23 protein-coding genes are annotated in these 25210 nt (G+C 65.9%); 13 read left to right on the top strand and 10 right to left on the bottom strand.

Annotated elements, in window-relative coordinates; all coding sequences use genetic code 11:
• Positions 1-9: 9 nt before the first annotated feature.
• Positions 10-1236, bottom strand: a complete 1227-nt coding sequence (locus tag G452_RS0102725) for an HD domain-containing phosphohydrolase (RefSeq protein WP_235619581.1) — start codon at positions 1234-1236, stop codon at positions 10-12.
• Positions 1237-1375: 139 nt separating this feature from the next.
• Here G452_RS0102725 and G452_RS17765 point away from each other — a divergent pair, with 139 nt between their 5' ends.
• From G452_RS17765 to G452_RS21800, 3 genes are all read left to right on the top strand, one after another.
• A complete protein-coding gene (locus G452_RS17765; protein WP_051141968.1) occupies positions 1376-2047 on the top strand; it encodes a phosphoribosylanthranilate isomerase in 672 nt (223 codons plus the stop codon).
• Between the two features lie 30 nt (positions 2048-2077).
• A complete protein-coding gene (gene infA, locus G452_RS0102735) occupies positions 2078-2296 on the top strand; it encodes a translation initiation factor IF-1 (RefSeq protein WP_022660728.1) in 219 nt (72 codons plus the stop codon).
• Between the two features lie 140 nt (positions 2297-2436).
• The gene (locus G452_RS21800; protein ID WP_022660729.1) at positions 2437-2646 is read left to right on the top strand and encodes a cold-shock protein; all 210 of its coding nucleotides are present in this window, start codon (positions 2437-2439) and stop codon (positions 2644-2646) included.
• 1 nt (position 2647) lies between these two features.
• On the opposite strand, the gene G452_RS17770 is transcribed toward G452_RS21800, so the two are convergent.
• Positions 2648-2968, bottom strand: coding sequence for a hypothetical protein (locus tag G452_RS17770; protein WP_022660730.1), 321 nt, complete (start codon positions 2966-2968; stop codon positions 2648-2650).
• Complete coding sequence (gene lpxB / locus G452_RS0102750) at positions 2961-4139, bottom strand: lipid-A-disaccharide synthase (protein WP_022660731.1); 1179 nt, start codon at positions 4137-4139, stop codon at positions 2961-2963. The genes G452_RS17770 and lpxB overlap by 8 nt, the downstream gene beginning before the upstream one ends.
• A 164-nt stretch (positions 4140-4303) precedes the next feature.
• On the opposite strand from lpxB, the gene G452_RS0102755 reads away from it, so the two are divergent.
• Positions 4304-5233, top strand: a complete 930-nt coding sequence (locus G452_RS0102755; RefSeq protein ID WP_022660732.1) for a Gfo/Idh/MocA family protein — start codon at positions 4304-4306, stop codon at positions 5231-5233.
• Between the two features lie 118 nt (positions 5234-5351).
• Here the strand turns inward: G452_RS0102755 and G452_RS0102760 are convergent, their stop codons facing one another.
• The 4 genes from G452_RS0102760 to G452_RS0102775 all read right to left on the bottom strand — a co-directional run bounded on the left by G452_RS0102760 (position 5352) and on the right by G452_RS0102775 (position 8672).
• Positions 5352-5954, bottom strand: a complete 603-nt coding sequence (locus G452_RS0102760; RefSeq protein ID WP_022660733.1) for a BON domain-containing protein — start codon at positions 5952-5954, stop codon at positions 5352-5354.
• A 98-nt stretch (positions 5955-6052) separates the two neighbouring features.
• Positions 6053-7738 carry an ArnT family glycosyltransferase gene (locus G452_RS17775; protein WP_022660734.1) on the bottom strand — a complete coding sequence of 562 codons (1686 nt, stop codon included), beginning with the start codon at positions 7736-7738 and terminating at the stop codon, positions 6053-6055.
• Positions 7739-7741: 3 nt separating this feature from the next.
• Positions 7742-8383 (bottom strand): phosphatase PAP2 family protein, encoded by a 642-nt coding sequence (locus tag G452_RS17780; RefSeq protein ID WP_022660735.1) that lies wholly within the window; start codon positions 8381-8383, stop codon positions 7742-7744.
• A 61-nt stretch (positions 8384-8444) separates the two neighbouring features.
• Positions 8445-8672 carry a hypothetical protein gene (locus G452_RS0102775; protein WP_235619582.1) on the bottom strand — a complete coding sequence of 76 codons (228 nt, stop codon included), beginning with the start codon at positions 8670-8672 and terminating at the stop codon, positions 8445-8447.
• Positions 8673-8811: 139 nt separating this feature from the next.
• Here G452_RS0102775 and G452_RS17785 point away from each other — a divergent pair, with 139 nt between their 5' ends.
• Positions 8812-9441, top strand: coding sequence for a LysE family translocator (locus tag G452_RS17785; protein WP_022660738.1), 630 nt, complete (start codon positions 8812-8814; stop codon positions 9439-9441).
• Between the two features lie 65 nt (positions 9442-9506).
• Here G452_RS17785 and G452_RS0102790 read toward each other — a convergent pair whose 3' ends face one another.
• On the bottom strand, positions 9507-11309 hold the full coding sequence (locus G452_RS0102790; protein ID WP_022660739.1) for a motility associated factor glycosyltransferase family protein: 1803 nt from the start codon (positions 11307-11309) through the stop codon (positions 9507-9509).
• A 111-nt stretch (positions 11310-11420) separates the two neighbouring features.
• Between G452_RS0102790 and G452_RS0102795 the strand changes: the two genes are divergently transcribed.
• Positions 11421-13721 (top strand): cysteine synthase, encoded by a 2301-nt coding sequence (locus G452_RS0102795; RefSeq protein ID WP_022660740.1) that lies wholly within the window; start codon positions 11421-11423, stop codon positions 13719-13721.
• Between the two features lie 104 nt (positions 13722-13825).
• On the opposite strand, the gene G452_RS0102800 is transcribed toward G452_RS0102795, so the two are convergent.
• Positions 13826-15235 (bottom strand): uracil-xanthine permease family protein, encoded by a 1410-nt coding sequence (locus G452_RS0102800; RefSeq protein ID WP_022660741.1) that lies wholly within the window; start codon positions 15233-15235, stop codon positions 13826-13828.
• Between the two features lie 57 nt (positions 15236-15292).
• Complete coding sequence (gene upp / locus G452_RS0102805; RefSeq protein WP_022660742.1) at positions 15293-15919, bottom strand: uracil phosphoribosyltransferase; 627 nt, start codon at positions 15917-15919, stop codon at positions 15293-15295.
• 159 nt (positions 15920-16078) lie between these two features.
• On the opposite strand from upp, the gene G452_RS17790 reads away from it, so the two are divergent.
• The 7 genes from G452_RS17790 (at position 16079) to G452_RS17795 (ending at position 25157) form a co-directional block, all read left to right on the top strand.
• Positions 16079-17755 carry a dephospho-CoA kinase gene (locus G452_RS17790; RefSeq protein WP_022660743.1) on the top strand — a complete coding sequence of 559 codons (1677 nt, stop codon included), beginning with the start codon at positions 16079-16081 and terminating at the stop codon, positions 17753-17755.
• On the top strand, positions 17752-18465 hold the full coding sequence (locus tag G452_RS0102815) for a rhomboid family intramembrane serine protease (RefSeq protein ID WP_022660744.1): 714 nt from the start codon (positions 17752-17754) through the stop codon (positions 18463-18465). The genes G452_RS17790 and G452_RS0102815 overlap by 4 nt, the downstream gene beginning before the upstream one ends.
• A 30-nt stretch (positions 18466-18495) precedes the next feature.
• Entirely contained in the window at positions 18496-19317 is an 822-nt protein-coding gene (locus tag G452_RS0102820; protein WP_162141266.1) for a substrate-binding periplasmic protein, read from the top strand.
• Between the two features lie 108 nt (positions 19318-19425).
• The gene (locus tag G452_RS0102825) at positions 19426-20415 is read left to right on the top strand and encodes a DnaJ C-terminal domain-containing protein (protein ID WP_022660746.1); all 990 of its coding nucleotides are present in this window, start codon (positions 19426-19428) and stop codon (positions 20413-20415) included.
• Between the two features lie 45 nt (positions 20416-20460).
• Positions 20461-20796 carry a chaperone modulator CbpM gene (locus G452_RS0102830; protein WP_022660747.1) on the top strand — a complete coding sequence of 112 codons (336 nt, stop codon included), beginning with the start codon at positions 20461-20463 and terminating at the stop codon, positions 20794-20796.
• 301 nt (positions 20797-21097) lie between these two features.
• Positions 21098-23698, top strand: a complete 2601-nt coding sequence (gene clpB, locus G452_RS0102835; protein ID WP_022660748.1) for an ATP-dependent chaperone ClpB — start codon at positions 21098-21100, stop codon at positions 23696-23698.
• 145 nt (positions 23699-23843) lie between these two features.
• Entirely contained in the window at positions 23844-25157 is a 1314-nt protein-coding gene (locus tag G452_RS17795; RefSeq protein ID WP_022660749.1) for a hypothetical protein, read from the top strand.
• The last annotated feature ends 53 nt before the right edge of the window (positions 25158-25210 follow it).

The raw sequence follows: 25210 nt of genomic DNA on the forward strand, positions 1-25210 counted from the left end.
GGATTCCCGTTATTTGCGTTCCTGGTACTTGCTCTTGATGGCCTGGATGGTGTCGTAGATCTCGAAAAACGTGTCCACGACCTGCGGGTCGAAGTGGCGGCCCCGCTCTTCGCGGACGAGCGCCAGGATGCGCTCTTCGGGCCAGGCATTCTTGTAGGAGCGCACGGAGCCGAGCGCGTCGTACACGTCGGCCAGGGCGCAGATGCGGGCGGGCAGGGGAATGTCCTCCCCGGCGAGATTCTGGATGCAGAGCCGTTCAACGCGCGCGAGGTCGTCGTTCAGCACGCCCGGATAGCCGTTTCCGTCCCAGCGTTCGTGGTGGTGCAGGGCGATGTCCAGGCAGAGGGAGTCCAGTTCCGAAGTCGTGTTCACGAACAGCGCGCCGCCGAAGACCGTGTGCCACTGGATCGTGGCGAATTCCTCCTTGTCCAGCCGACCGGGCTTCTTCAGGATGGCGTCCGGGATGCCGACCTTGCCCACGTCGTGGAGCATGGCCGCCAGGCGGATGAGGTCTTTTGTGCGGCGAATCTCGTGCTCTTCCAGTCCCAGCTTCTGGGCGATCTTGTGGTACAGCTCCGCCGTGTAGGAGCCGACGCGCATGACGTGGGCGCCCGTTTCCGACGGATCGCGCATTTCGGCCATCTTCATCATGCGCAGGATCAATTCGCGGGTCATGATGCCGCGTTCGATGGCCACGGAAGCGTGGTTGGCGAAGAACGGGGCATACTTGAGGTCGTCCTCGTTGAAGGGGCGGACCACGCCTTCCTCGTCGCGCGCGTTGATCAGCTGGAGAACGCCCACGGCGGCTCCGCGCAGGGTCTTCAGGGGAATGGTCAGGATCGAGCGGGTGGCGTATCCGCTTTCCTCGTCAAAGGAGCGGTTGAAGCTGTATGGAAGATTCTTGTCCAGTTCGTAGGCGTCGTCGATGACCAGGGTCTTGCCCGTGAGCGCGGCGTAGCCCACGATGGACTTGTCGTTGATGGGGACGGTGAAGTCGGTGTAGACGTGCTTATTGACGCCGTTGTTGCCGAACAACGTATCGTTGTGCACGTAGCTGAAGCGCAGTTGCCCGTCCTGGATGAGGAATATGGAGCCGGCGTCCGCCCGCGTCAGGTGCCGGGCCTCGAACAGCACGCGGTCGAGGATCGTGTCCACGTCCTTGAGATGATTGAGTTCCTCAATCACCGACATGATGTTCTTCACGATGTCCATGGGACGTTTGCACACGTTGTCCACGGGGCCCTCCGGCGAAATGCGCATTTCAGATCATGTTCATACACTTCCGCAAAGGAAAAATCCAGGCATGGAGAATTGTATATCTTTCGTAACACCATGCGTTCAGGCGGCCGGGGTTCGGACCCTCGACGAGGCCCGCATGCTCGCGTTGGCCGGGTTCACGCATCTCGGCTTTCCCCTCGGCCCCGGCGTGGTCGAGGAGGATGTGGACGCGGGCGAGGCCCTGCGGATCGTCCGCTCCCTGGCGGCGGCCCCGGACACGGCAGACGTCTGCTGCGTGCTCATCACCTATCTGCGCAAAGCCGAGGACGTGCTGGAGCTGCTGCGCCGCTCCGGAATGCGCGCGGTCCAGCTGCATGCGCCCGTGGACCCCGCATCCGTCGCGGAGCTGCGCCGCGCCGATCCCTCGCTGCTCATTTTCAAGAGCATCGTCATGGGCCGGACAGAGGACGCGGACCCGCTGACCCTGGCCCGTGCGCACGCCCCGTTTGTCGACGCCTTTCTCACCGACACCTATGACCCCGCCACGGGAAACAGCGGGGCCACGGGCCGGACGCACGACTGGAGCCTGAGCCGGGCCTTGGTCCGGGCGGGCCTGCGCCCCGTGATTCTCGCTGGAGGGCTGACCCCTGGGAACGTGGCCGAGGCCGTGCAGAGGGTGCGGCCCGCAGGGGTGGACGCGCACACCGGGCTGGAGGACGCGAACGGTGCGAAAGATCCGGAAAAGGCCCGTTGCTTCGTCCGCAACGCTCTCCGGGTGTTGCCTAACGTTCCGGAAAAGGGTAAGCAGTTTCCACCTTTTTGCCGGTAGAGAGCAATGCGACGTAAGCGAGGGTGATGTATGGCGAAAGAAGAAGCCATCGAGGTGGAGGGCATCATTCAGGAGGCCCTTCCGAACGCCATGTTCCGAGTTGAGCTGGAAAACGGCCACAACATCCTGGGCCACATTTCCGGCAAGATGAGAAAGCACTACATCCGCATCCTGCCCGGAGACAAGGTCAAGGTGGAACTCTCCCCCTACGACCTGACGCGCGGCCGCATCACCTACCGCATGCGCTGAACAACCATCCTTCCATGTCGGCGTTGCAGCCGGATGCCTGCCCGCGCGTTGCGCGGCGCGTCTTTTTGCGCGCTCATGGCGTTGCGCGGGGCAGCGAACCAGGGTATCCTGGCGTCCGCATTTCAAAATGGGAGGACGGCGTGGCCAGACACAAGGGCACGGTGACGTGGTTCAACGACATCAAAGGGTTCGGCTTCATCCGCACGGAAAACGGACAGGACGTGTTCGTGAACTACCAGGAGATCGAGCGCGACGGCTTCCAGACCCTGAACGTGGGCGAGAACGTCAGCTTCGAGATCGAAGGCGAGGAGCACGCGCCCAAGGCGCTGCGGGTCGTGCCCGAGAAATGAATCAGAGTCCGCGCATCTCCGCGGTGCCGATGGCGCTGAAGGGGCGCCGCTCCGCCTTCCAGCCGCCCCGACGCAGCCGGTAGCGGACCATTTCCTGGCCGAGGTGGTCCAGGAAATCCACTTCTCCCCAGCCGTCCTCGTCCATGAGCTGCACCAGCTCGTCCAGAAATCCCTCCACGTCGATGTACTTGCCCTCGTGGTCCAGATGCAGCTTGCCGTCCGCGTAGCGCACCTGCGGGTAGGGGATCGAATCCTTGATCTTTTCGTAGTTCTCCGGGGAAATCCCGGTGATGTCGCCGTAGCTGCGCACGTCGTCACGCATGGGGAGTCTCCATGGTCTTGCGGGTCAGGTCGCGGAGGATGATATCGGCGGCGCGCCGGGGCGCGCCCGGTTCGCCGACCATGCCCCGCAGGGCGGCCAGGTCCGCGAGCACGGCGTCCCGCCGGGGGCCGTCCATCAGTTCCACTGCGGCGCGGGCCAATCCTTCGGGTTCGGCGCGTTCCTGGATCAGTTCCGGGAACACCTCGCGGTTCAGGATCAGGTTGGGCAATCCCGCGAACTCCACGTTCACGAGCCAGTTGGTCAATTTGAATTCGAAGGCCGAAAGCTTGTAGGAGAGCAGCGCGGGCGTGCCGATGAGCGCGGCCTCCAGGGTCACGGTACCGGAAGCCGCCAGCAGAACGCGGCTCTTGCGCATGGCCTGGTAGCGCTGGTCCGGGGCGACGATCTCGCAGGGCAGGTCCGCTGGCCAGAGCGAGCGCAGCAGGGCTTCGTCCACGCCGGGAGCGCGCACCAGCCGGACCCGCTCCACGGGCCGCTCCGCGCGGATGCGCCGCACGGCCTGGCCGAAGAGCGGCAGCAGGCCGCGGATTTCGCGCAGGCGGCTGCCGGGCAGCACGCCCACGCTGCCCGCCTCCGGGGCCATTGCGTCCAGCTCGGAAAGGGGCAGCTGGTCCATGAGCGGGTGGCCCACGTAATCGGCCTCCATGCCCCGCTCCTTGTAGAAGTCCTGCTCAAAGGGCAGGATGCAGAGCATCTTGCGCACGTGCTTCTTGAGGAACTTGACGCGGCCGGAACGCCAGGCCCAGATCTGCGGGCTGATGTAGTAGTAGACCGGAATGCCCAGGCCGTGCGCGATCTTGGCCACGCGGAAATGAAATTCCGGACAGTCGAGGAGCACCACGGCGCGGGGCCGCAGCCGCTTCAGGTCGGCCTTGATGCGCCGGAGCAGGGAGAGGATGCCGGGCAGCCCCTTGAGAATGCCGCCCAGGCCCACCAGGGAGACGAGTTCCATGCCGTGGCGCACTTCGCAGCCCGCTTCGGCCAGGACGGGACCGCCCATGCCCGTGAGCTTGAGGCCGGGAGCCTCGGCCAGCAGGGCGCGCGCCAGCAGCCCGGCGTGCATGTCGCCGGAGGGTTCGCCCGCGCTGATCCAGACCAGGCCGCTTTCCGCGGCGAAATCCCCTTGCGGGGAATGATGTTCGGCATTCATGCCGGGCAAACTAGCCGGAAACCCGTTTTCGGGCAAGACGCCGGACCCCCCGTCCCGGAGGAGGGCAACGGCGCGCCGGAGCAGCGCGGCCCTTGCCAAGGCCGCTGCGAGCGGGTACGTTCCGGCGCATCAATTTCTGACCGCTAACCGCACAGGAACATGCCATGTTGAAAGTCGGCGTAATCGGACTGGGTTGGATGGGCCGCATCCATCTGCGCAACTATACGGAAATGCCGGACGTGGAAGTGCTCGGCGTGGTCGATCCCGACCCGGAAGCCCGCAAGGCCGCTTCGGAGAATTTCGGCGTGGCCGCGTTCGCCGACCTCGCCGACCTGCTCGCCCTGAAGCCGGACGCGGTGAGCGTCTGCGTGCCCACGGTGCTGCATCACGACGTGGCCCTCAAGGTCATCGCCGCGGGCAGCAGCCTGCTCGTGGAAAAGCCCCTGGCCGCCACGGCCCAGGAAGGCCGCGAGGTGGTCGAGGCGGCGCGCGCCGCCGGGCTGACCCTCATGGTCGGGCACGTGGAGCGCTACAACCCGGCTGTTCAGCGGATCAAGGAGCTGCTCTCCGAGGAGGGCACCGAGACCATCTCCATCACCATCGAGCGCGTGGGACCGTATCCGCCGCGCATCCAGGACGTGGGCGTGATCAAGGATCTGGCCTCCCACGACATCGACCTGCTGCGGTTCCTCACGGGCTCGGAGTTCAAGAGCGTCTACGCCGTGACCTCCACGAGCCTGGGCAAGCACGAGGACACGGCCCTGATCACCGCCCAGATGGAAAACGGCGTGCTGGCCAACATTTCCACCAACTGGGTCACGCCGTACAAGTCCCGCAAGATCCAGGCCGCGTGCAAGAACAAGTACGTCGAGGCCAACCTGATCACCCAGGAGGTCAAGGAGTATTCGAGCTTCTCCTCCTACGACAAGAGCTATTCCGTGCGCGAATGGCCCCTGATCTACCGGGAGCCCGTCAAGGAAGAGCTGCGCGATTTCCTCGGAGCCGTGCGCGCCCACGAGCCCGCGCCCATTCGCGGCGAGGACGGCCTGGCCGTGCTGGAGACCTTCGACCGCATTTTCGAGTGCGCCTGCTGAGGCGTCCCTAGGCGTTGTCCGCGTCGCCCGCGTCGCGGGCTGCGTCGGCAGCGGCAAAACAAACGCCCCCGCCCGGATTCGTCCAGGCGGGGGCGTTTTGCGTCCGGCGTTCGGCCTTTCAGCTTCGTACGGCGAGGTAGGAGCGGATCTCCCGCAGGCCTTCGACCTTGCGCAGCAGCGATTCCAGGTGGTGCTTCTGCGCCGGGCTGTCCACCCGGCCCATGACCACGGCGCTGCGCTCCAGCACGCGCACCCGGACCAGGGCGGAGCCGATGACCTTGTCCTCGTCCAGTTGCAGGAGAATGCGCCGGGCCAGTTCGCGGTCCGCTTCCGGGTCGCGCTGCGCTCCGGGGGCCGGACGGAAGAAGGAACAGGTCAGCCGGCGCACGCCGGGAACCTGGCGCGCAGTCAGACGGGCGCGCTCCGCTTCTTCCAGGTTCGGAAACACGCCCACCAGGAAGAGATGTCCGTCCATGGCGATGGGCGCGATGCTGGTGTAGCGGACGCGCTTCTGGTCCAGGCGCAGGCGGACGGCCTGCTCGATGTGCCGGTCTTCGGCGGAGACGCCGACGAAATCCACGCGCGAGCGGGGCATGACCACGTCGCGGTAGTCGTAGGCGGTCTTGGCGACCCCGGCGGCCTGGATCACGGGCATGGCCGCCGTGCCGCATCCGGAAAGCAGGAGCGAGCCGAAGATCAGGGCGATGAGAGCATGGCGCATAGAGTCTCCCTCGTGAGGACGGGCCAAAGATGCCAGGCCCATCCGTTCGGCAGGAGACAATGCAAAAAGCGAGACGAACAGGTAAAAAGTACGTTATTTCAAGGCTGTTGCTCTGCGAAAGGGGCAATATCTGCCGCAGGCCCTTGAATCGCCAGGACATAGGGCTGGTCCGCGATGAATTGCTCGTGGACAACGTGCAGGCTCGCGGGGCGGTCGGTCCAGCGCTCCCAGTGCTTCTTCTTCATGACCAGGGCGACCTTGGGATGTTCCGTGAGCAGCTTCTCCACCTCTTCGAGATGCTTGGGGATCTCAATGATGTTTTCGCCCGCGTAGTAGGTGAAGATGCCGGAGTAGATGTCGTAGGCCACGGGCGTGTAGCCTTTCTTGATGAAGAAGCCGAGCCGTTCGCCCTGTTCCTTGGGGCTCATGACGCTGTCCAGGGAGGGAACCGTGGCCCGCGCGGCCACCTGGATCCAGAGCGTCACGCCGAGGAGCAGGCAGAGCAGCAGGGTCCGCGCGCTCATGCGGCGCACGAGCAGCAGCGCCCCCGCCGTGGCCAGCAGGGTCAGGGCCGTGGGCGCGAGGCCGGTGATCTCGGCGGGGAAGGGGATCAGGGCGTCGCCGAAGAACAGCGCGACGCCGAGAAGCGTGAAGAAGACGGCGAAGGCCGCGGCCAGCCGATTGCGGCGCGCTGCGTTCCAGCCGAGCAGGCTGTGCGCGGTCAGCGCGGCCATGGGCGCGAACAGGGGCAGGACGTAGATGACCACCTTGCCGCTCAGGCAGGAGAGCAGCGCAAAGGCGGAAAGAGCGCTGATCCAGAGCCAGGTGCGGCCGCGCACGAGGGTGGAGTCGGCCTTGCGCTCGGCGCGGACTTCGCGCCAGAAGGAGCGCCGCAGCAGCAGGGCCACGGGCGCGGCCGCGAGGGTCAGGGTCCAGGGCAGCCACGTTGCCGGAAGCACGATGAAATAGTAGAGCGGGCCTTCCTTGTGGTGGAAGGTGTTGGTGGCGCGCTGGAAGATCTGCTGCACGAAGACCGTGCGCACGAAGTCGCCGCCTTCCACGAGATAGGCCGCGAGCACCCAGGCCGAGGACACGGCCGCGAAGCAGCCCAGCCCGGCCAGGGTGCGCAGGCTCAGGAAGCGGCGCATCTCGCCCCGCCAGCCCAGATAGACGAGCACCGTCAGCAGCGGAAAGAGCACCCCCAGAGGCCCCTTGACCAGCACGGCCAGCCCGCAGAGGCTGAATCCGCCCAGAATCCAGCGCACGTCCCGGCGCGAATCCGGGTCGGCGTAGCCGCGAAAGAGGCAGGCCTCGGCGGCCACGGTCAGGGCGGCGAACATCAGGTCCATGCGCGAGTAGTGCAGGATGGCCGCGAAGAACAGGCAGGAGGCGCAGATCAGGGCCGTGGCCAGGGAGGCGTCGCGCTTCAGCCGCACGGCGCGGGCCAGCGCATAGGCCGCGAAGAGAAAGCCCAGGCCCGAAAGGGCCGCGCCCAGGAAAAAGACCGAGGGCGGATCCAGCGGGGTGATCTTGTCCAGCAGGGCCAGGAACCAGAAATAGACCGGAGGCTTGTCCGGGTAGGGCATGCCGTTGAGCGAGAGCACCACCCAGGTTCCGGCGCGGTGCATGTTTTCGTAGGCGTTGGCGTAGCGGACTTCGTCCGAGAACCAGAGCGCGCGGGAATTGAGCAGGAAGGCGCTCTGGAGGAAGACGGCGGCGCTCATGGTCAGCCAGGGGTGCGCGCTGAGGCGGTCCCAGATTCGATCCCAGAGGGTATGGGGCATGGTCTATTCCTTGTGGGAGAAGAGATGTACGGCCAGACCGGCCACGCCGCCCAAGGCCCAGCCGAAGAAGACGTCCGAGGGATGATGCCAGCCGAGGTAGACGCGGGAAAAGCCCAGCAGGGCCAGGAGCAGACCCAGGGCCAGGGAGGGAAGCGTCCTGCCGAGGCGCAGCCCCAGGGCCGTGCAGGTGGTGGCGGCCTCGGTGGTGTGGCCCGACGGCAGGGAGTGGTAGGACGGGCGGTTGGTCATGGTCTGAAAGAAGGGATCCTCGCCGGGACGGGGACGGCCGATGATGCTCTTGATGCCGCGCACGGCCAGGAGGGAAACGGCCAACTGCACGGCGATCCAGACCAGGACGAAGCGCTTCAGGCCGGGGCGTTTCTCTTTCCAGGCCTTGATCAGCAGAAAGAGGAACACGCCGTAAAAGGCCGGATTGACGGCGTCCGTGAAGAATTGGAACACGGCCGCGAAATCCGGGTGGGCCTGCCGGTGCGTCCGGAAGAAGGCGAAGACCGCGTGTTCGTCGAAGCCGAAGCGGATTCCCAGCAGGAGCAGCACGAGCAGAAGCGGCCCGGAAACGAGCAGCCAGGACGGCGGGAAGCCGGACCCTGCGGGGCCGGAGGCGAACAGGCGGGGAAAACGCATGCAGGCGTTATAGGAGGAAAGGCCCGGCCTTGCAACCGTGGCCCGGCGCGCGCCCGGCGGTCTAGCCTTCGTCTTCCAGCTTCTTCAGGTCTTCGGGCGTGGGCAGGCGGGGCAGGTAGCGCAGCAGGACTTCGTCGGACGCGCCGAGGCCGTGGAGCAGCTTGAGCATCTTCATGCCCTCGGGTTTCCAGTATTTGAAGGCGTTGTCCGGACAGGCGAAGGGGATGACCAGGTCGCCGTTGTCGTCGAGGTAGGGCTTGTCGTTGGGCATGGCGATTTCTAGCCGCAAACCATCTCCAAGGCAAGGCGGATGCGCGCGGAGCTTGACATGGACGCCCCGGAGCGGGAAACCGGAGCGCAGCGCATGGGGCGCGAAAGCCGGATCGTTCCGGCCGGACTCCGGCCCGGGCCGGAAAAGAGGTGAGCGCATGGAGGCGACGGTTCCCCTTGTGGCGGTGGCGGGCATTCATCTGGTATCCTGCATGAGTCCCGGCCCCAATTTCCTGATCAGCGTGCGGCGGGGCCTGCGGCATTCCCCGCGCATCCTGCTGCTGACCACCCTGGGCGTGGCCACGGGAACCACGACCTGGACGCTGCTCGGCGTGCTCGGCTTTACCGCCGTGATTCTGGGTTCCCCAGGACTTTTCCTCGCGCTCAAATTCGTCGGCGGGGTCTATCTTGCCCGGCTGGGGCTGCTCGCCCTGCGCTCGGCCTGGCTGGGAAGCGCAGGCATCCGACTCGCCGCAGAGGCTCCGGCGCAGCCCATCAGCGGTTGGCGGGCCTACCGCAGCGGACTGCTGACCTGCCTTTCCAATCCCAAGGCCGCCGCCTACTATCTTGCGCTCTTCACCACGGTGCTCGGCCCGCAGACCCCGTCCCAGGTCAAGTGGCTGCTCGTGCCGCTGCTGCCGCTGATCTCGTTCACCTTCTACACGCTGTCCGCCCTTGCGCTTTCGCGTTTCAGGGGCGTCTACGCCCGCATGGTTCGGGGCGTGGACGCGGTCTTCGGCGTGGTCATGCTCGCTGTGGGCCTGCGCATTTTCTTCGCCGGGAATTGAACGCGAAAGGGCGCCCCTCGCAGCCGGGGCGCCCTTGTCGTGGGCAGGTTCGCTGCCGGACGCGATCAGGCCGCGTCGCGCCGCGTCTCGGTGCCGGTGAGGCGGCGGTCCACCTCCTTGACCTTCTTGAGCACGCTGCGGACGATGCGGCGGAATTCGCCCAGATCGCGCGGCTCGTAGCGCGCCTTGGCCTTTGTCAGGCCCGCGAGGTCCAGGGTTTCGTTGTAAAGGTAGGGCAGGTAGAGCGGATCCTGATGGATGAAGAGCGATACCTGCTCCATGAGTCCGTGGATTTCGTCCTGGTTCTTGGCCAGCTTGCGGAAGAGCTTTTCCAGCCGCTTTTCCGCGCGGTGCAGGCTGGAGGTCCAGGAGTTGCTCTGGGGCTCGAACTGGAAATCGCGATGGCAGGCCGAGCAGAGCGTGAGCCGTTCCAGAAAGTGCTTCAGGCTGCCAGGAGCCGAGGCCAGGGCTCCGGCCATGCGGGCCTCCTCCAGCGACACGGCGCGCGCGCCCTGGATGGGGGCGTAGCCGCCGTAGAGATAGGCGATGGGGAAGGGCGTCTGGCGGATGTCGTCCTCCAGGTCGCGCTTGGCCGCGAGGTACTGCCGCGAGGTGACGATGCTCTCGCCTTCCAGGTTCTGGATTCTGCGGTGGACGCGCTCGTTGAAGACCTTGTTCGTGCCGTGGGCGTGGTGGCCTTCCACGTGGGAGCCTTCCTCCTTCCAGGCGAAGTCCTGGCCCACGAGGGTGATTCCGGCCACGCCGCACCAGCGCAGCAGCCGGATCAGGGTCAGGCTGACGTTGCCGCCCGCGTCCAGGACCAGCTCGTTGTCCTTGAGCACGAAGGTGGCCATGCCGCCCATGGTCCAGAGCGGAATGGTCGGGCCGGGATACGTCTCCACGACGCGCGGGTCCACCTTGGTGGAATAGATCAGGGGCACGTCGCGGGCGGCCTGCATGTCCAGGCGCTTGTAGATGTCGAGCATCTGCGCGTTGAAGTCCAGGGCCAGGCAGAAATGGGGCGTCAGGCCCAGGCGCTGGAGCGCGGGCATGGTCTGGAGCGATGTGGCGTAGAGGGCGTTGCCGGGCTGCTCCGCCAGCTTCGGGGCGAATTCTTCCAGCGAGGGGCCGGCGCCGAGAATCACGGCGGAAAGGCCCTTGGCCGCGCCGCGAAGCGGGGTCACGCTGCCTTCCTCCATGGCCCTGCGGAAGTTCTTCAGCTCGTTGCCGACCATGAGATCCTGGCGGAACTTGAGCGTGTTCAGCTCCACGGAGAAGTTTTCCAGCCGGGCCTGGGCCTTCTTGCTCCAGACCGAATACAGCGGGGAAAGCTGGCTGGAGGGCAGATCCTGGCGCAGGTGGATGCGTCCGTAGATGAACTGGAGTTCCAGGTTCTGGACCACGGCGGCGAGATGGTCCTCGCTGGGCGGCAGAAAGTGGAGCTTCTTGGTTGCGAAGGCCGGGCGGTAGTCCGTCTGCCCCAGGCAGCAGTAGAGCTGCACGGGGTCCGGCTCCAGGACGAGAATCTTATGGGAAATAGGCGTATTGGTGCAGAGGTGGTTGATTCCGTAGCCCAGGTTGCAGCCCACGACGAGGCTCGCGCCCGTGGCGGCCTTGTCCTGCGGAATCCAGTCGCGGTAGAGTGCCACGGGGGGCATGGACTCGAACATGCCTTTGCCGCTGGGCAGCTTGAGGTCCAGGAGTCCCCAGCGGTTGTTGAAAACGCGGGCCTCAGCGGCTTCGCGCAACTCCTTGTCGTCGAGCGGCTGCGCGCGCAGCCAGTTGACGAGTTCGGGAGCGTAGTTATTCAGTGTGTCGAGGTTTCCGTCCAAATGAGGAAGCAGCGTCATGGTTCCGTCCTTGTTCAAGGTTGACGCTCCTGGTCTGCAAGGATCGTGCTATCGCCTTGCGGGCCGGTCGGATTTGCCGTACACCTCACCCATCATAAACGCTTCAAGCCTTGGAAAACGAGTTTGAAAATGATCTACAAGGACGTTCTTTCCCGCATCGGCAACACCCCGCTCGTGGAAATCAACAGGCTCAACCCGTTCGCACCGGGCGTCAGCATTCTGGCGAAAATCGAGTGCGTGAATCCGGGCGGCTCCATCAAGGACCGGGTGGCGTTGTGTATGATCGAGGCGGCGGAGCGCTCCGGCGAGCTGACCCCGGACAAGACCATCATCGAGGCCACCAGCGGCAATACCGGCATCGGCCTGGCCATGGTCGCGGCGGTCAAGGGCTACAAGATCACGCTGCTCATGAGCGAGCGCGCCTCGGAAGAGCGCAAGATGATCGTCCAGGCCTTCGGCGCGGACATCCTGCTCACCCCCGGCCACCTTTCCACGGACGGGGCCATCGAGAAGGCCTACCGCATGGCCCGGGAGGAGCCGGACAAATACGTGCTCATGGACCAGTTCAACAACACGTCCTCCATCGAGGCCCACTACAAGGGCACGGGCCTGGAGATCTGGGAGCAGACCGGAGGCGCGGTCACGCATGTGGTCGTGACCCTCGGCACCACCGGAACCTGCATGGGCATCACCAAGCGCATGCGGGAAATGAACCCCGACGTGCAGGTGGTGGCCGTGGAACCCCATGCCGGGCACAAGCTCCAGGGCCTGAAGAACATGCACGAATCCTACCCGCCGGGAATCTGGGACAAGAAGGCTCCGGACCGGGTCATGCGCATCGAGGACGACATCGCCTTCGAGTATTGCCGCAGGCTCGCGCGGGAGGAGGGCATCTTCGCGGGCATGAGTTCCGGCGCGGCCCTGGCCGCCAGCGTACGCTTGGCCGAAGAGCTGGCCGCGCAGGGGCGCGGGGCCAAGATCGTGACCATCTTCCCGGACTCCGGGGAACGCTATCTCTCCACCCCGCTCTTTTCCCTGGCGGCGGCCAAGGGCCTCAAGCTGCGCAACGCGGCCACGGGAACCGGCGTGACCATCGGCACCAGCGGGACTCGCGGGCTCTACGCCGTGGGGCCGAGCATGGACCGTCCCGACGACGCCGGAGCCTGGCGGCGGGCCGTGCTGCTCGACGTGCTGGCCCGCGCCCTTGAGGAACGCGGCGCAGCCGTGAGCGCGGCCATCGGCCTGACGGACATGGACGACCGCACCCTGGAAGCGGCGCGTGCTTCGGGCGGGAGCCGTGCCAAGTACGCCGAGGCTGTGCGCGCCCGGATCAAGGAGCGCGCCCGGATGCTCGGCATGCGCGAAGGCACGGCCTTTCCCCTGGCTTCCGGCTCCGCGGCCAAGTGCGTGGAGCTGACCCGCAAGCTGACGGAAAAGGGGCTGGCCTACGAGAAACTGCGTAGCGTCTACTTCGACGTGCTGCGGGACGAACGCTACGGAGCCATGGCCCTTCAGGATCCGGACAAGATTTCCGCGGGCAAGACCGTGGACCTGGACGACTACGTCAAGTCCAACCCCCTGGATTTCACATTGCTCAAGCGCGCCAGCCTCCAGGATCTCAAGGAAGGCGAAGTCTTTGAGACGGCCTGGGGCAACGTGCGGCCCACGTGGTTCCTTCAGGTGGCCGCTGCCGGGCTCGACGCGCTGCCTTCGGTGGACGTCTTTCTCGCCGACGAATCCCAGAGCTTTCCGCATCTGGAGAATCTGCGCGCGCTCTGGTCCGCCGCGGGCCGGGAGGTCCAGGCCTGGATCCTGGGCCAGCAGGCCGTGGCCGAGGACGGGCTGGAGTTCGGCGACTTGCTGGCCGAGGCCGAGCATCCGTTGGCCCTGCGCATGTGGCTGCTTTCGGGTTCCTATCACAAGACCCTGACCGCCACCCGGCAGGCCGTGGAAATGTGGTCCAGGAACTGGCGGCGCGTGCAGGACGCGGCCGCGACCCTGGCCCTGGCCCAGTCCGCGCCGGGAGACGACGTGCCCCAGCCCGCGGAGCAGGCCGTGTTCGATCTCAAGAGAGGGCTGGCCGAAGCGTTGGACAACGATTTCGGGCTGCACCGCTTCTGGACGGCGCTGTTCAAGTTCGTCAAGGACGTGCACCAGCTCGAATCCGCCGGACGGCTCACGGGCGCCGCGGCCAAGGCCTGCCTTCGCCAGCTTCGCGCCGTGGACCGGGTGCTCGGCATTCTCGACGAAAACACGCTGCCGCTGCTGCTCGCGGATTTGCCCGAAGAGGTCCGCGCCCTGGTGGGCAAGCGGCAGGCGGCGCGGGAAGCCAAGGATTTCGCCGCCTCGGACGCCCTGCGCGACGAGCTGGCGGCCAAGGGCTACCGGGTCGAGGACTCGGCCAAGGGACCGCGCATCTTCCGCGCCTAGGCTCGACCGGGGCGGAGGCGCAAGCCTCCATCGACAGTACGCAAAAGGGCGGAACCGCGCGGTTCCGCCCTTTTTAATGGTTGAAGCGGGGTGGGTGTCCCGTTCTATTCGTTGCAGTCCTTGCAGGGCAGAACCAGGTTCAGCAGCACGCCCACGATGCCCGCGAGGCCGATGCCGCCCATCTGGAGCTGGCCGATGCTGATGTCCGCGCCGAAGATGTCGGCGATGGCGTTGATCGGGCCGCTCAGGGGCACGGTCAGCCCGCCGATGCCGACCACGAGGATGATGCCCACGATGGCCATGTTGCGCGGCAGCATGAGGTCGTGTCCGGCCCGGACCAGGGTGTTGATGCCGATGGTGGTGATGGCGCCGAAGAGCAGGACCATGATGCCGCCCATGACCGGGGTGGGCACGGTCTGGAGCAGGCCGCCGAGCTTGCCCACGAAGGCCAGGAGCACGGCGGAGATGGCGGCCCAGGTCATGATCGCGGGGTTGAACGCGCGGGTCAGGGCCACGGCGCCGGAAACCTCGGAGTAGGTGGTGTTCGGAGGACCGCCGAGCAGGGCCGCCAGAGAGGTGGCCAGGCCGTCGCCGAGCAGGGTGTTCTTGATGCCGGGATCCTTGACGTAGTCCTTGCCCGTGATGCCGCTGATGGCCAGCACGTCGCCGAAGTGCTCGATGGACGGGGCGATGGCCACGGGCACGATGTAGAGCACGGCGGCCCAGTTCCAGTTGCTCCAGCTGGGGAAGGAGAAGTTCGGAACGGCGAACCAGGGGGCGTCCTTGAGGGAGCTGAGGTTCACGAGATGGTCGCCGGCCACGCTGAAGAGCAGGGTGGCTCCGGCGGCCTCCTTGGCCGCGCGCTCGGCGGTGAACTGGGCCAGGGCCGAAGCGGTGAAGCCCGTGGCGTCCAGAAGCACGGCCGTGCCGTAGCCCGCGAGGATGCCGCAGAGGATGGGCACGAGCTTGAACCAGCCCTTGCCCAGCAGGGAGACGAGGATGGTGGTCAGCAGGGCGACCACGGCGCAGATGGCCGCGGCCTTGGGCACGGCCAGCACGATGCTGGCGTCGCCGCCCAGGCCCATGGACATGTTCACGGCCACCGGGGCCAGGAACAGGCCGATGACCATGATCACCGGGCCGGTGACCACCGGGGGCAGGATGCGGGCCAGGGCCGCGTTGCCGCGCCAGCGGATGATCAGGCTCAGGATAACGTAGAGCAGGCCTGCGGCGAAGAGGCCGCAGAGCGTGCCCTCGATGCCCCATTCCTTCACGCCGTAGCCGATGGGCGCGATGAAGGCGAAGGACGAGGCCAGGAACACGGGCACCTTGCCCTTGGTGACGACCTGGAACAGCAGCGTGCCTGCTCCGGCGGTGAACAGGGCCACGTTCGGGTCCATGCCCACCAGCAGGGGCACGAGAACCAGCGCGCCGAAAGCCACAAACAGCATCTGCGCGCCGAGAATCCCGTCTTTCAATCGGAAATTGTACTCAGTCGAATGAACGTTGCTCATTAACTCCTCCTCTCTGGGTGCGAACGGACAAAAAAAACGGGCCGGAGCCCGTGGTTGCTATTTGGTGCCGAAGATTTTGTCCCCGGCGTCGCCGAGGCCCGGAAGAATGTACCCGACGTCGTTCAGCTTTTCGTCGATGGCCGCCACGTAGATGTCCACGTCCGGGTGCTCGCGTTCCAGACGGGCGATGCCTTCGGGCGCGGCCACGAGGAACAGGCCCCGGATGCTGGGGCAGCCCGCTTCCTTGAGCAGCTTGATGGTGGCCATGAGCGTGCCGCCGGTGGCCAGCATGGGGTCGAGAATGAAGGCCAGGCGCTGGTCGATGTTCTTGGCCAGCTTGACGTAGTACTGCACGGGCTCCAGGGTTTCCTCGTTGCGGTAAAAGCCCACGACGCTGACCTTGGCGCCGGGAACCATGTCGATCACGCCGTCCATCATGCCCAGACCGGCCCGCAGAATGGGCACGACGGTGATCATCTTGCCGGAAATGGTTTCGACCTCGATTTCACCGGCCCAGCTCATGATCTTGGTGGACTCGGTCTGCAAGTCCTTGGTGGCCTCGTAGGTCAGCAGACGAGTGATTTCGATGGCGAGCGCCCGGAATTTGCTGGTGCTGATGTCGGACGTGCGCAGGAGCCCCAGCTTGTGCCGGATCAGCGGATGATCCACGACGGTTACAGACACGATAATCCTCCAATTTTCTTGAGAAAAAATATTCCAGCTCGGACAAACTTTTTATCTTTACTCGGCAAAGGGGGCGGAGGTCAAGCCCCGTGCGCCAGCGGCACTTCAATACCAAAAAGGTGTTTTGTCATCCGGGCGCGGGGGGTATATCATCCCCATATGAAAAACAGGAATGACGAAAGCGCCTCGGCGGCGGAGATTTTCGGGGCGGGCTGGCGGCGAAGGGTCGCGCCGGAAGACGGCGGTCTGCGGCTGGACCGTTACTGGGCCAGGGAGCTGGAAGAGGAGGGGGTTTCGCGCGGCAAGGTCCAGGACTGGATCAAGCTCGGTCTCGCCCTCGTGGACGGCATGGCCGTGAGCAAGCCCAACCAGACCCTGCTGCCCGGCCAGGAGCTGGAACTGCGGGGCAAGGCTCCCGCCTGCGGAACCCTTGCCGAGGCAGGCCCCCTGGAGGTGCTCCACGAGGACGCCCAGGTGATCGTCCTGAACAAGCCCGCCGGGCTGACCACGCATCCCGCTCCGGGCGAGCCGGAGGGCACGCTGGTCAATCGTCTCCTGGCGCGCTGGCCCGACATGGACCCGGCGAAATCCGGCATGGACCCGGTGCGGCCCGGCATCGTGCATCGGCTGGACAAGGACACCTCCGGCCTGATCATCGCGGTCCGCACCGAGGCGGCCCGGCTTCTGCTCGCAGCGGACTTCGCCGCCCGCAGCGTTGACAAGCTCTACCTCGCCCTGGTGCACGGCGTCCCCGAACCCCGCAAGGGCGAAATCGACCTGCCCATAGGCCGCGACCCGCGCAACAAGACGAAGATGGCCGTGGCCGAGAAAGGCGGAAGAGAGGCGCGCAGCAGCTACGAGACGCTCTGGGTCGCTCCGGGCATGAAGGCGTCCCTGGTGGCCGTGCGCATCCACACGGGCCGCACGCATCAGGTCCGCGTGCACATGGCGGCTATCGGTTGTCCGCTCCTGGGCGACGCCACCTACGGCGCGCGGCAGGCCGCGGAATGGTCGGCGGCGGGCGAGCCCGAAGCGGCCAGACAGATGCTCCACGCCTACGCCCTGCGCTTCACGCATCCGATCACGGGGAAGCTGCTCTTTTTTCGGCAGGATCCTCCCGAAGACTTCCAGAACCTGCTCGCGGCCCTGGCCCGGAGCGGGCTGCGCGTCGGACTGGTGGGGCCTCCGGGCTGCGGCAAGTCCACGCTGCTGGGGCTGCTGGCCGAGGCGGGGCTGCCGACCTTCAGCGCGGACGCGGCCGTGGCCGAGCTTTACGCGCCCGGCGGGGACGGAGCCGACCTCATCGGCAGGCGTTTCGGCACGCAGTATCTTCACGCGGCAGGCGGCGTGGACAAGGCCGCGCTTTTCGCGGCCATGCGCGAATCCGGGCAGATCCTGCGCGAGGTCATGGAACTGGTGCATCCCCTGGTGCGCCACAGGGCCGAATCGTTCTTTCGCCGCCACGCGGCACAGGTGGCCGTGGCCGAGGTTCCGCTGCTGCTGGAGGGCGGCTGGCACGAGAGCGGCGTCGTGGACTGCGTGGTCGGCGTGTTCTGCCCGGACGAACGACGCCGGGGCGCTTTCCGCGAGGCGCGCGGGCTCGACCCGGATACGCTGGCCGTGTTCGATTCCTGGCAGTGGCCCCCGGACCGCAAGCGGGCCTTCTGCGCCCTGTGCGTGGAGAACGACGCCGGGCTGGCAGAGCTGCGCAGCGAGGCGGCCCGCGTTTCCGCGAGCCTGGAGGAGATGCGTTCGCGGCGCGGGGCCGAGGCCCTGGAACGGGCCGGGCAGGCCATGCTTATCGTGGCCGAAAGGCTGAAAGAGGCGCCTGAGTGATTCCGCTGTACGACAACGTCCCCCGCGTGCATCCGCCTTACGCGGTGCTTGGGATCATCATTCTGAACGTTCTGGCGTTTCTTTATGAACTCAGCCTGCCGCCGCAGGACCAGATGCTGTTCTTCCACCTCTTCGGGGTGGTGCCGGCGCGGTTCAGCGATCCGCAGTGGGCCATGCACGCCGGGTATCCCGACGCCACGCTCTGGCCCCTTTTCACCTACATGTTCCTGCACGGCGGCTGGCTGCATCTGATCATGAACATGTGGATGCTTTGGATTTTCGCGGACAACATTGAGGACGTGACCGGGCATTGGCGGTTCGTGGGCTTCTATCTCTGCTGCGGGCTGGTGGCCGTGGCCCTGCACGTGCTCTTCAACCAGGACTCGCCGCTGCCCATCGTCGGCGCGTCCGGGGCCATCGCCGGGACGCTCGGCGCGTATCTCGTGCTGTATCCGCACGGCCGGGTGGCCACCCTGGTGCTCATCTTCATTTTTTATTTCCGGGCCTCTCTGTTTCTGGTCGTCTGGTTCGCGTTGCAGATCGTCTCCGGCATCGAGCAGGGCTCCGCCGGCCAGATCGCGGGCGTGGCCTGGTGGGCCCATGTGGGCGGTTTCGTGGCGGGCATGGTCCTGATCCGCGTGTTTCGCCTCAAGGATCGCTGCTACTACTGCTACGACGCCCGCCTTCGCCGATACGACCTGGCCGATTGACGGGACGACGGTTTTCAAGGGGATGCTGGTTTGGTACAAAGCGTGATGCTCAAGACTTCGCCTTTCTATCGTGCTTGTGCGCTGCTGCTGGCCCTTGGGCTTTCTCTCGTCTTCGCAGCCGGAGCGGCGGCGGCGTCCGCAGGGACCGGGCGCACCCTGCGCGTTGTGGCCCTGGAGGCCCCGCCCTTGTGCATGCAGGGGCCGGACGGAAAAGCCGAAGGCCTGCTCGTGGACATCGTTCGAGAAGCCCTGCGCCGCGCCGGATATGGCGCGGAATTCGAGATCCTGCCCTGGAAGCGCTGCCTGGAAACGACCCGCAACGGCGAGGCCGACGCGGTTTTTTACGCCGGGTACAGTCGGGAACGCGCAAAATACCTCTACTTCCCCATGGAACAGCTTTTCGAGGAGCAGACCGTGTTCTGGCGTCGGGCCGGGAGCCCGGCGCAGCTTGCTCCGGACTATTCCAATGCACGGCGCTTCACCGTAGCCGCCGGGATAGGCTATCGTTACGGAGGCCGGTTGGACGGCGCTCTTGCCGAGGGGCTTTTTCGGCATGTGGAGCGCATTTCCGACTGGGAACGCGGCGCCTGGATGCTGTTGAACGGACGGGTGGATTTTTTTCTCGCCGACCGTCTGCCCGCGCTGCATCTCCTGCGCGTGCAAGGGCTGACGGACCGCATTGAGCCGCTGCGCGACGCCCAAGGGCAGGTCATGATCTGGAGCCGCTCGCCCACGTATCTCTGCTTTTCCCGCGCGAGCACGACCCGGAAAGACGTGCGCGCGTTCGACGCGGCCTTGAGCGCCCTCAAGCAGGACGGCACGTATGAAAGATTGCTGTCCGCACCCCGCTGAGGGGGAGTCGCCGCTCTCCGCGTCGGGATCTTGACTGTCGGACAAATCGGCTTATTGTAAAGTATTGCCGGACGGTTCCGGCGCGAGAAAATGAGGAGTCGATAGCCGATGGCCGTTGAATACAAGGACTACTACCAGACGCTCGGAGTTTCCAAGACCGCCGACAAGGATGAGATTTCCAAGGCGTTCAAAAAGCTCGCCAGGAAATGTCACCCCGACCTGAACCCCAACGACAAGAGCGCGGAAGCCCGGTTCAAGGAGATCAACGAGGCCTACGAGGTGCTCAAGGATCCGGAAAAGCGCAAGCTCTACGACCAGCTCGGCCCCAATTGGGACCAGTATCAGCAGGGAGGCTTCCAGCGTCCTCCGGGCTTCGAGAACGTGCAGTTCGACTTCGGCGCGGGCGGCGGCGGTTTCAGCGATTTCTTCGAGACGATTTTCGGCGGCGGCTTCCAGGGTGGCGGCGGCTTCGGCGGCGGCTTTCCGGGCGGCGGCTACCGGCAGGAGGGCTTTGGCGGGCGACAGGGCTACCAGCGTCGGCCCCGGCGCGGCGCGGACTCCGAGGCCGTCTATGAAATCACGCTGGAAGAGGCCTACCGAGGCGGGCAGAAGACCATCACCCTCCAGGAGCAGGGCGGTCCGGGCGTGGCCGCCGGACAGAGCAAGACCCTGGACGTCAAGCTCCCGTCGGGCGTCAAGGACGGCCAGCGCATCCGGCTCTCCGGCCAGGGCAACCCCGGCATGGGGGGCGGTCCCGCGGGCGACCTCTACCTGAAGATCCGCATCCTGCCGCACCATCTCTACAGTCTTTCGGACAGCAACATCCTTCTCGACCTGCCCCTGGCTCCGTGGGAGGCCGCGCTCGGCGCCAAGGTCCGCGTGCCCACCCTGGACGGCCCCGTGGAAATGAACATCCCCGCGGGCATGGCCTCCGGCAGGAAGCTGCGCGTCCGCGGGCGCGGACTGGGCTGCGGGGCGAAAAAGGGCGACCAGATCGTCCGCATCGTCATCGCCACGCCCAAGCAGCTCACGGACGAGGAACGGGAACTCTGGGAAAAGCTGGCCACGATCTCCGATTTCGAGCCACGGCCCTACTAGGCGGAAGCGCGCCGCCCTTCATATCCAAGCAAGGAAGCGGGAAACATGACCACCAAACGCCTTCAGGAAATTCTCTGCCGGGTCCAGCGGCCCAATCTGCCGGAACGCTCCGAGCTGGTCGCCTGGGCCCAGCTTGTGGAAATCACGCGTATCGAACCGAGCCACGTTTCGGAGCTTCTGGAGCTGGGCTGGATCAGCCCGGTAAAGACCAACGCCGAGGAGTATCTCTTCCGCCTGCGCGACGTGTACCGCATCCAGAAGCTGATGCGCCTCTGCCGCGACCTGGAGGTTTCCCTCATGGGCGGCAGCATCATCGTGGATTTGCTGGAGCGCATCGAGCAGCTGGAAAGCGAACTGGAACAGGCCCGACGCCTGGGCTGACGGCCGGTGCGAACCTCCAGCCGCGGATTCCCGCACTTCCCGTTTCGCCGGGCCGGGTTCCGGCTTTCGCGCGCCGCTTGCGCCGTTGCGGCCGTCAGTCGCGGCATTCCCGAAATCCACATATTTTCGAGTCGTTCAGCGGGTTGCGAACATTTTCCACAGCTTTCCTCTTGCCAGTATAAAAGGCATGCTTACCTTTGTCCGTGATAGGAACAAAAATATATTTAGCTTGTCCTTTCAATATCTTTAATTGTGGAAAATTATTTCGGGCGCAGATCCGGCCCGAGAGGAAGGAGGCGCAATGGACCTCAACAAGCTGACCCAGAAAACCCAGGAAGCCATCACCCAGGCGCAGTCCCTGGCCGTGAAGCAGGGCCATCAGCAGATCGACGTGGAGCACCTGCTCTACGCCCTGGTGATGCAGGACGACGGGCTCGTGCCCAAAATTTTGAAGAAGGTGGACGTGGACGCCGCGGCCTACGCCAAGGCCGTGGAAGCGGAAATCGGAAAGATGCCCAGGGTGTCCGGCCCCGGAGCCCGGCCCGACCAGGTCGTGGTCACGCATCGGCTGAATTCCGTGCTGGTGCGGGCGGACGAGATTCGCCAGCGCATGCAGGACGAGTTCGTCAGCGTGGAGCACGTCTTTCTTGCCGTGCTCGACGAGTCCGCCTCCACGGGCGCGGGCCGCGTGAACAAGCAGTTCGGCGTGAACCGCGACGCGGTCTTCGCCGCCCTGACCAAGCTGCGCGGCAACCAGCGCGTGACCTCGGACAATCCGGAAGCCTCCTACGAGGCCCTGAACAAATACGGACGCGACCTTGTTGACGAGGCCCGCAAGGGCAAGCTCGACCCGGTCATCGGCCGGGACGCGGAAATCCGCCGGGCCATCCGCATTCTTTCGCGCCGGACAAAGAACAATCCCGTGCTCATCGGCGAGGCGGGCGTGGGCAAGACCGCCATCGTGGAGGGGCTGGCCCAGCGCATCGTCAAGCAGGACGTGCCCGAAGGGCTCAAGGACAAGACCATCTTCGCCCTGGACATGGGCACGCTCGTGGCGGGCGCCAAGTATCGCGGCGAGTTCGAGGAACGGCTCAAGGCCGTGCTCAAGGAGGTCCAGACCTCCGAGGGCCGCGTGATCATGTTCATCGACGAGATCCACACCATCGTGGGCGCGGGCAAGACCGAAGGCGCCATGGACGCGGGCAACCTGCTCAAGCCCATGCTGGCGCGCGGCGAGCTGCACTGCATCGGCGCGACCACCACGGACGAGTACCGCAAGTACATCGAAAAGGATCCGGCCCTGGAGCGCCGCTTCCAGACCGTGATGGTCAACGAGCCGAGCGTCGAGGACACCATTTCCATCCTGCGCGGGCTTCGGGAGCGGTTTGAAGTGCACCACGGCGTGCGCATCTCCGACGGTGCGGTGGTCGAGGCCGCTGTGCTCTCGGACCGCTACATCTCGGACCGCCAGCTTCCGGACAAGGCCATCGACCTCATCGACGAGGCCGCGGCCCTGATCCGCACGGAGATCGACTCCCAGCCGGAAGAGCTGGACCGCATCAACCGGCAGGTGCTGCAACTGGAAATCGAGCGCGAGGCCCTGAAGAGGGAGATGGACCAGCCCTCCCGCGACAGGCTGGTCAAGCTGGAGGACGAGCTTTCCGGACTGCGCCTGGAGCAGGACGAGCTTCAGTCCCAATGGGAGCGGGAAAAGGGTTCCATCGAAGGCTTGCGCCGCATCAAGGAGGAAATCGAGCAGGTCCGGCTTCAGATCGAGGAAGCCGAGCGCGTGCTCGACTACAACCGTGCGGCCGAATTGCGCTACGGCAAGCTGAACTCCCTGGAGAAGCAGCTCGCCGGGGCGGACGCGGCCATGGACGAGGAGGGCAAGCCCCGACTGGTCAAGGAGGAGGTCGGCCCGGACGACGTGGCCGAGATCATCTCCCGCTGGACCGGCATCCCCCTCTCCCGGCTCATGGAAGGCGAGCGGGAAAAGCTGCTGAAGCTGGGGGACGTGCTCCACGAGCGCGTCGTCGGCCAGGACAAGGCCGTGACCGCCGTGACCGAAGCCGTGCTGCGCGCCCGCGCCGGACTCAAGGATCCGCGCCGGCCCATCGGCTCGTTCATCTTCCTCGGCCCCACGGGCGTGGGCAAGACCGAGCTGTGCAAGACCCTGGCCGCGGCCCTGTTCGACACCGAGGACAACATGATCCGCATCGACATGTCCGAGTACATGGAGAAGCACACGGTGGCGCGGCTCATCGGCGCGCCTCCGGGCTACGTCGGCTACGACGAGGGCGGCCAGCTCACCGAGGCCGTGCGCCGCAAGCCATACTCGGTGATCCTCTTCGACGAGATCGAAAAGGCGCATCACGACGTCTTCAACGTGCTGCTCCAGGTGCTCGACGACGGGCGGCTCACGGATTCGCACGGACGCACCGTGGACTTCAAGAACACCATCGTGATCATGACGTCCAACATCGGCGCGCCCCGTCTGCTCGAAGGCATCGACTACGAGCGCGGCGGGTTCAAGCCCGGAGTGGAGGATGCGGTCATGGGCGAGCTGCGCCAGCACTTCCGGCCCGAATTCCTCAACCGCGTGGACGAGACCGTGATTTTCTCGCCCCTGAGCACCGAACAGCTCGGCGTCATCGTGGAACTGCTCCTCAAGGGGCTTTCGGAACGGCTGGCCGACCGCAAGATCACGCTCAGCCTCACGGACGCGGCCCGCAAGTTCATCGCCGAGGCGGCCTACGACCCGATCTACGGCGCGCGCCCGCTGAAGCGGTACATCCAAGCCCACGTGGAGACCCCCCTGGCCAAGCTGCTCATCGGCGGCAAGCTGGGCGACGGGGACAGCGTGGCCGTGGACGAGCAGGACGGCGAACTGGTCTTCAACTGATCCGCAGGCGAATGCTGACGGCAATCACGGGCCGGGGGAGCGATCCTCCGGCCCGTTTTGCTGGCTGCGGCGAATCTGGCACCTTCGTCGATATCCTGCTAGGCTGCTGGAAAATCATCGGTGAAACCGAGCAAGGACGAGGAACATGCCGGAAACGTTGACGACCCTCCTGGGCGAACCGGACGCGCCCGAAGCCTTGGAGAGGCTCTACCGCGCCGATCCGGCGGCTTTTGCCTCGGCGCTGCCCTCGGCTCTGGCCGCGCGGCCCGACTCCCCGCTGCTGCGGGCCTGGCGAGCGCGGCTCGCGCCGGACGCGGAGGGGGTGTACCTCCTGGGAAAGCCGCCGAGGCGGGAAGCCGAGGGAAGGGCGCAGGCGACGCGGCCTGGGAGCCTGGGCGAAGTCTGGCTGGTCGTCGGCCTGGGGCTGCTGGCCGGGCTGTTCGTCAAGCTCCCTGAAATGGCGTCCGGCTCCTCCTGGGCCTTCTTCAGCGAGGACTGGTTCTACCCGCGAAACATCCTTCTTGGGCCGCTGGGAGCCATGTTTCTCTATCTGCTTCATCTGCGGGGCTGGAAGCGGCCCGGCTCCTGGATCGCCATCGGCCTGTTCGCGATTCCCGCCCTGTGGCTCAATGCCCTTCCGGACACCCACGCGGACGCCACGGTGCTGGCCTGCCTGCATGCGCCGCTGCTGCTCTGGTGTCTGACCTGCGCCGCGTATGCGGGCGGGAGCTGGCCCAGCGCGGAGCAGCGCCGGGAATACGTGCGCTTCTTCGGCGAAGTGGTGGTCTTTTCCGGGCTGTTGCTGCTCGGAGGCGGCGTGCTGCTCGGCCTGACCCTGGGGCTGTTCGAACTGCTCGGCGTGCCCGTCTCCTGGATTTGGGAGTGGATGATGCCCCTGGGCGCCGCGGCCATTCCGGTTGCCGCGGCCTGGGCCGTGACGCGGCATGACGGCGGCGCGCGGATCATGCCGCTCCTGGCGCGCATCTTCGCGCCCCTGTTCCTGGTGGTGCTGATGGCCTATCTGGTGCGCATGGCCGTCCATCTTCCGGAGTTGTTCCAGGACCGGGAGACGTTGCTGGTCTACAACCTGCTGCTGCTCTCCGTGCTGGGCCTGTCCGTCTTCGCGCTCTCCGGGCGGGACGCCGGAGGAAGGACGCGGGCCGGATTCCTGGAATGGCTGCTGGCCGCGCTGCTGCTTCTCACCGTCCTTCTCGACTTCGTGGGCCTGGCGGCCATCGGCGACCGCATCCTGGGCATGGGGCTGACCCCGAACCGGCTGGCCGTGCTCGGCTCCAACCTCGCGGTGCTCGGCAACCTTCTGGCCCTGCTGCGGCTGTATGCGCTGCTGCTGCGCGGCAAGGCGGACGTCGCGGCCCTGGAACGCGTCACCGCCCTCTACCTTCCGGTCTACGCGGTCTGGGCCGCGCTGGTGACCTTCGTGTTCCCGTCGGCGTTCTGACCGGGCGCGCCTTGACATACCCCTCCCAGGCCCGATCATATGGAAACCGGGAC

Source organism: Paucidesulfovibrio longus DSM 6739 (genome assembly GCF_000420485.1).
Lineage (GTDB): Bacteria > Desulfobacterota > Desulfovibrionia > Desulfovibrionales > Desulfovibrionaceae > Paucidesulfovibrio > Paucidesulfovibrio longus.

Excerpts from the sequence above, each read along its gene's own strand:
- G452_RS17795 (WP_022660749.1), top strand. The coding sequence starts at position 23,844 with ATGCCGGAAACGTTGACGACCCTCCTGGGCGAACCGGACGCGCCCGAA.
- G452_RS17775 (WP_022660734.1), bottom strand. The coding sequence starts at position 7,738 with ATGCCCCATACCCTCTGGGATCGAATCTGGGACCGCCTCAGCGCGCAC.
- G452_RS17785 (WP_022660738.1), top strand. The coding sequence starts at position 8,812 with ATGGAGGCGACGGTTCCCCTTGTGGCGGTGGCGGGCATTCATCTGGTA.
- G452_RS0102800 (WP_022660741.1), bottom strand. The coding sequence starts at position 15,235 with ATGAGCAACGTTCATTCGACTGAGTACAATTTCCGATTGAAAGACGGG.
- G452_RS17765 (WP_051141968.1), top strand. The coding sequence starts at position 1,376 with ATGCTCGCGTTGGCCGGGTTCACGCATCTCGGCTTTCCCCTCGGCCCC.
- G452_RS0102830 (WP_022660747.1), top strand. The coding sequence starts at position 20,461 with ATGACCACCAAACGCCTTCAGGAAATTCTCTGCCGGGTCCAGCGGCCC.
- lpxB (WP_022660731.1), bottom strand. The coding sequence starts at position 4,139 with ATGAATGCCGAACATCATTCCCCGCAAGGGGATTTCGCCGCGGAAAGC.
- infA (WP_022660728.1), top strand. The coding sequence starts at position 2,078 with ATGGCGAAAGAAGAAGCCATCGAGGTGGAGGGCATCATTCAGGAGGCC.
- G452_RS17780 (WP_022660735.1), bottom strand. The coding sequence starts at position 8,383 with ATGCGTTTTCCCCGCCTGTTCGCCTCCGGCCCCGCAGGGTCCGGCTTC.
- G452_RS17770 (WP_022660730.1), bottom strand. The coding sequence starts at position 2,968 with ATGCGTGACGACGTGCGCAGCTACGGCGACATCACCGGGATTTCCCCG.
- G452_RS0102755 (WP_022660732.1), top strand. The coding sequence starts at position 4,304 with ATGTTGAAAGTCGGCGTAATCGGACTGGGTTGGATGGGCCGCATCCAT.
- G452_RS0102825 (WP_022660746.1), top strand. The coding sequence starts at position 19,426 with ATGGCCGTTGAATACAAGGACTACTACCAGACGCTCGGAGTTTCCAAG.
- G452_RS17790 (WP_022660743.1), top strand. The coding sequence starts at position 16,079 with ATGAAAAACAGGAATGACGAAAGCGCCTCGGCGGCGGAGATTTTCGGG.
- clpB (WP_022660748.1), top strand. The coding sequence starts at position 21,098 with ATGGACCTCAACAAGCTGACCCAGAAAACCCAGGAAGCCATCACCCAG.
- G452_RS0102760 (WP_022660733.1), bottom strand. The coding sequence starts at position 5,954 with ATGCGCCATGCTCTCATCGCCCTGATCTTCGGCTCGCTCCTGCTTTCC.
- G452_RS0102795 (WP_022660740.1), top strand. The coding sequence starts at position 11,421 with ATGATCTACAAGGACGTTCTTTCCCGCATCGGCAACACCCCGCTCGTG.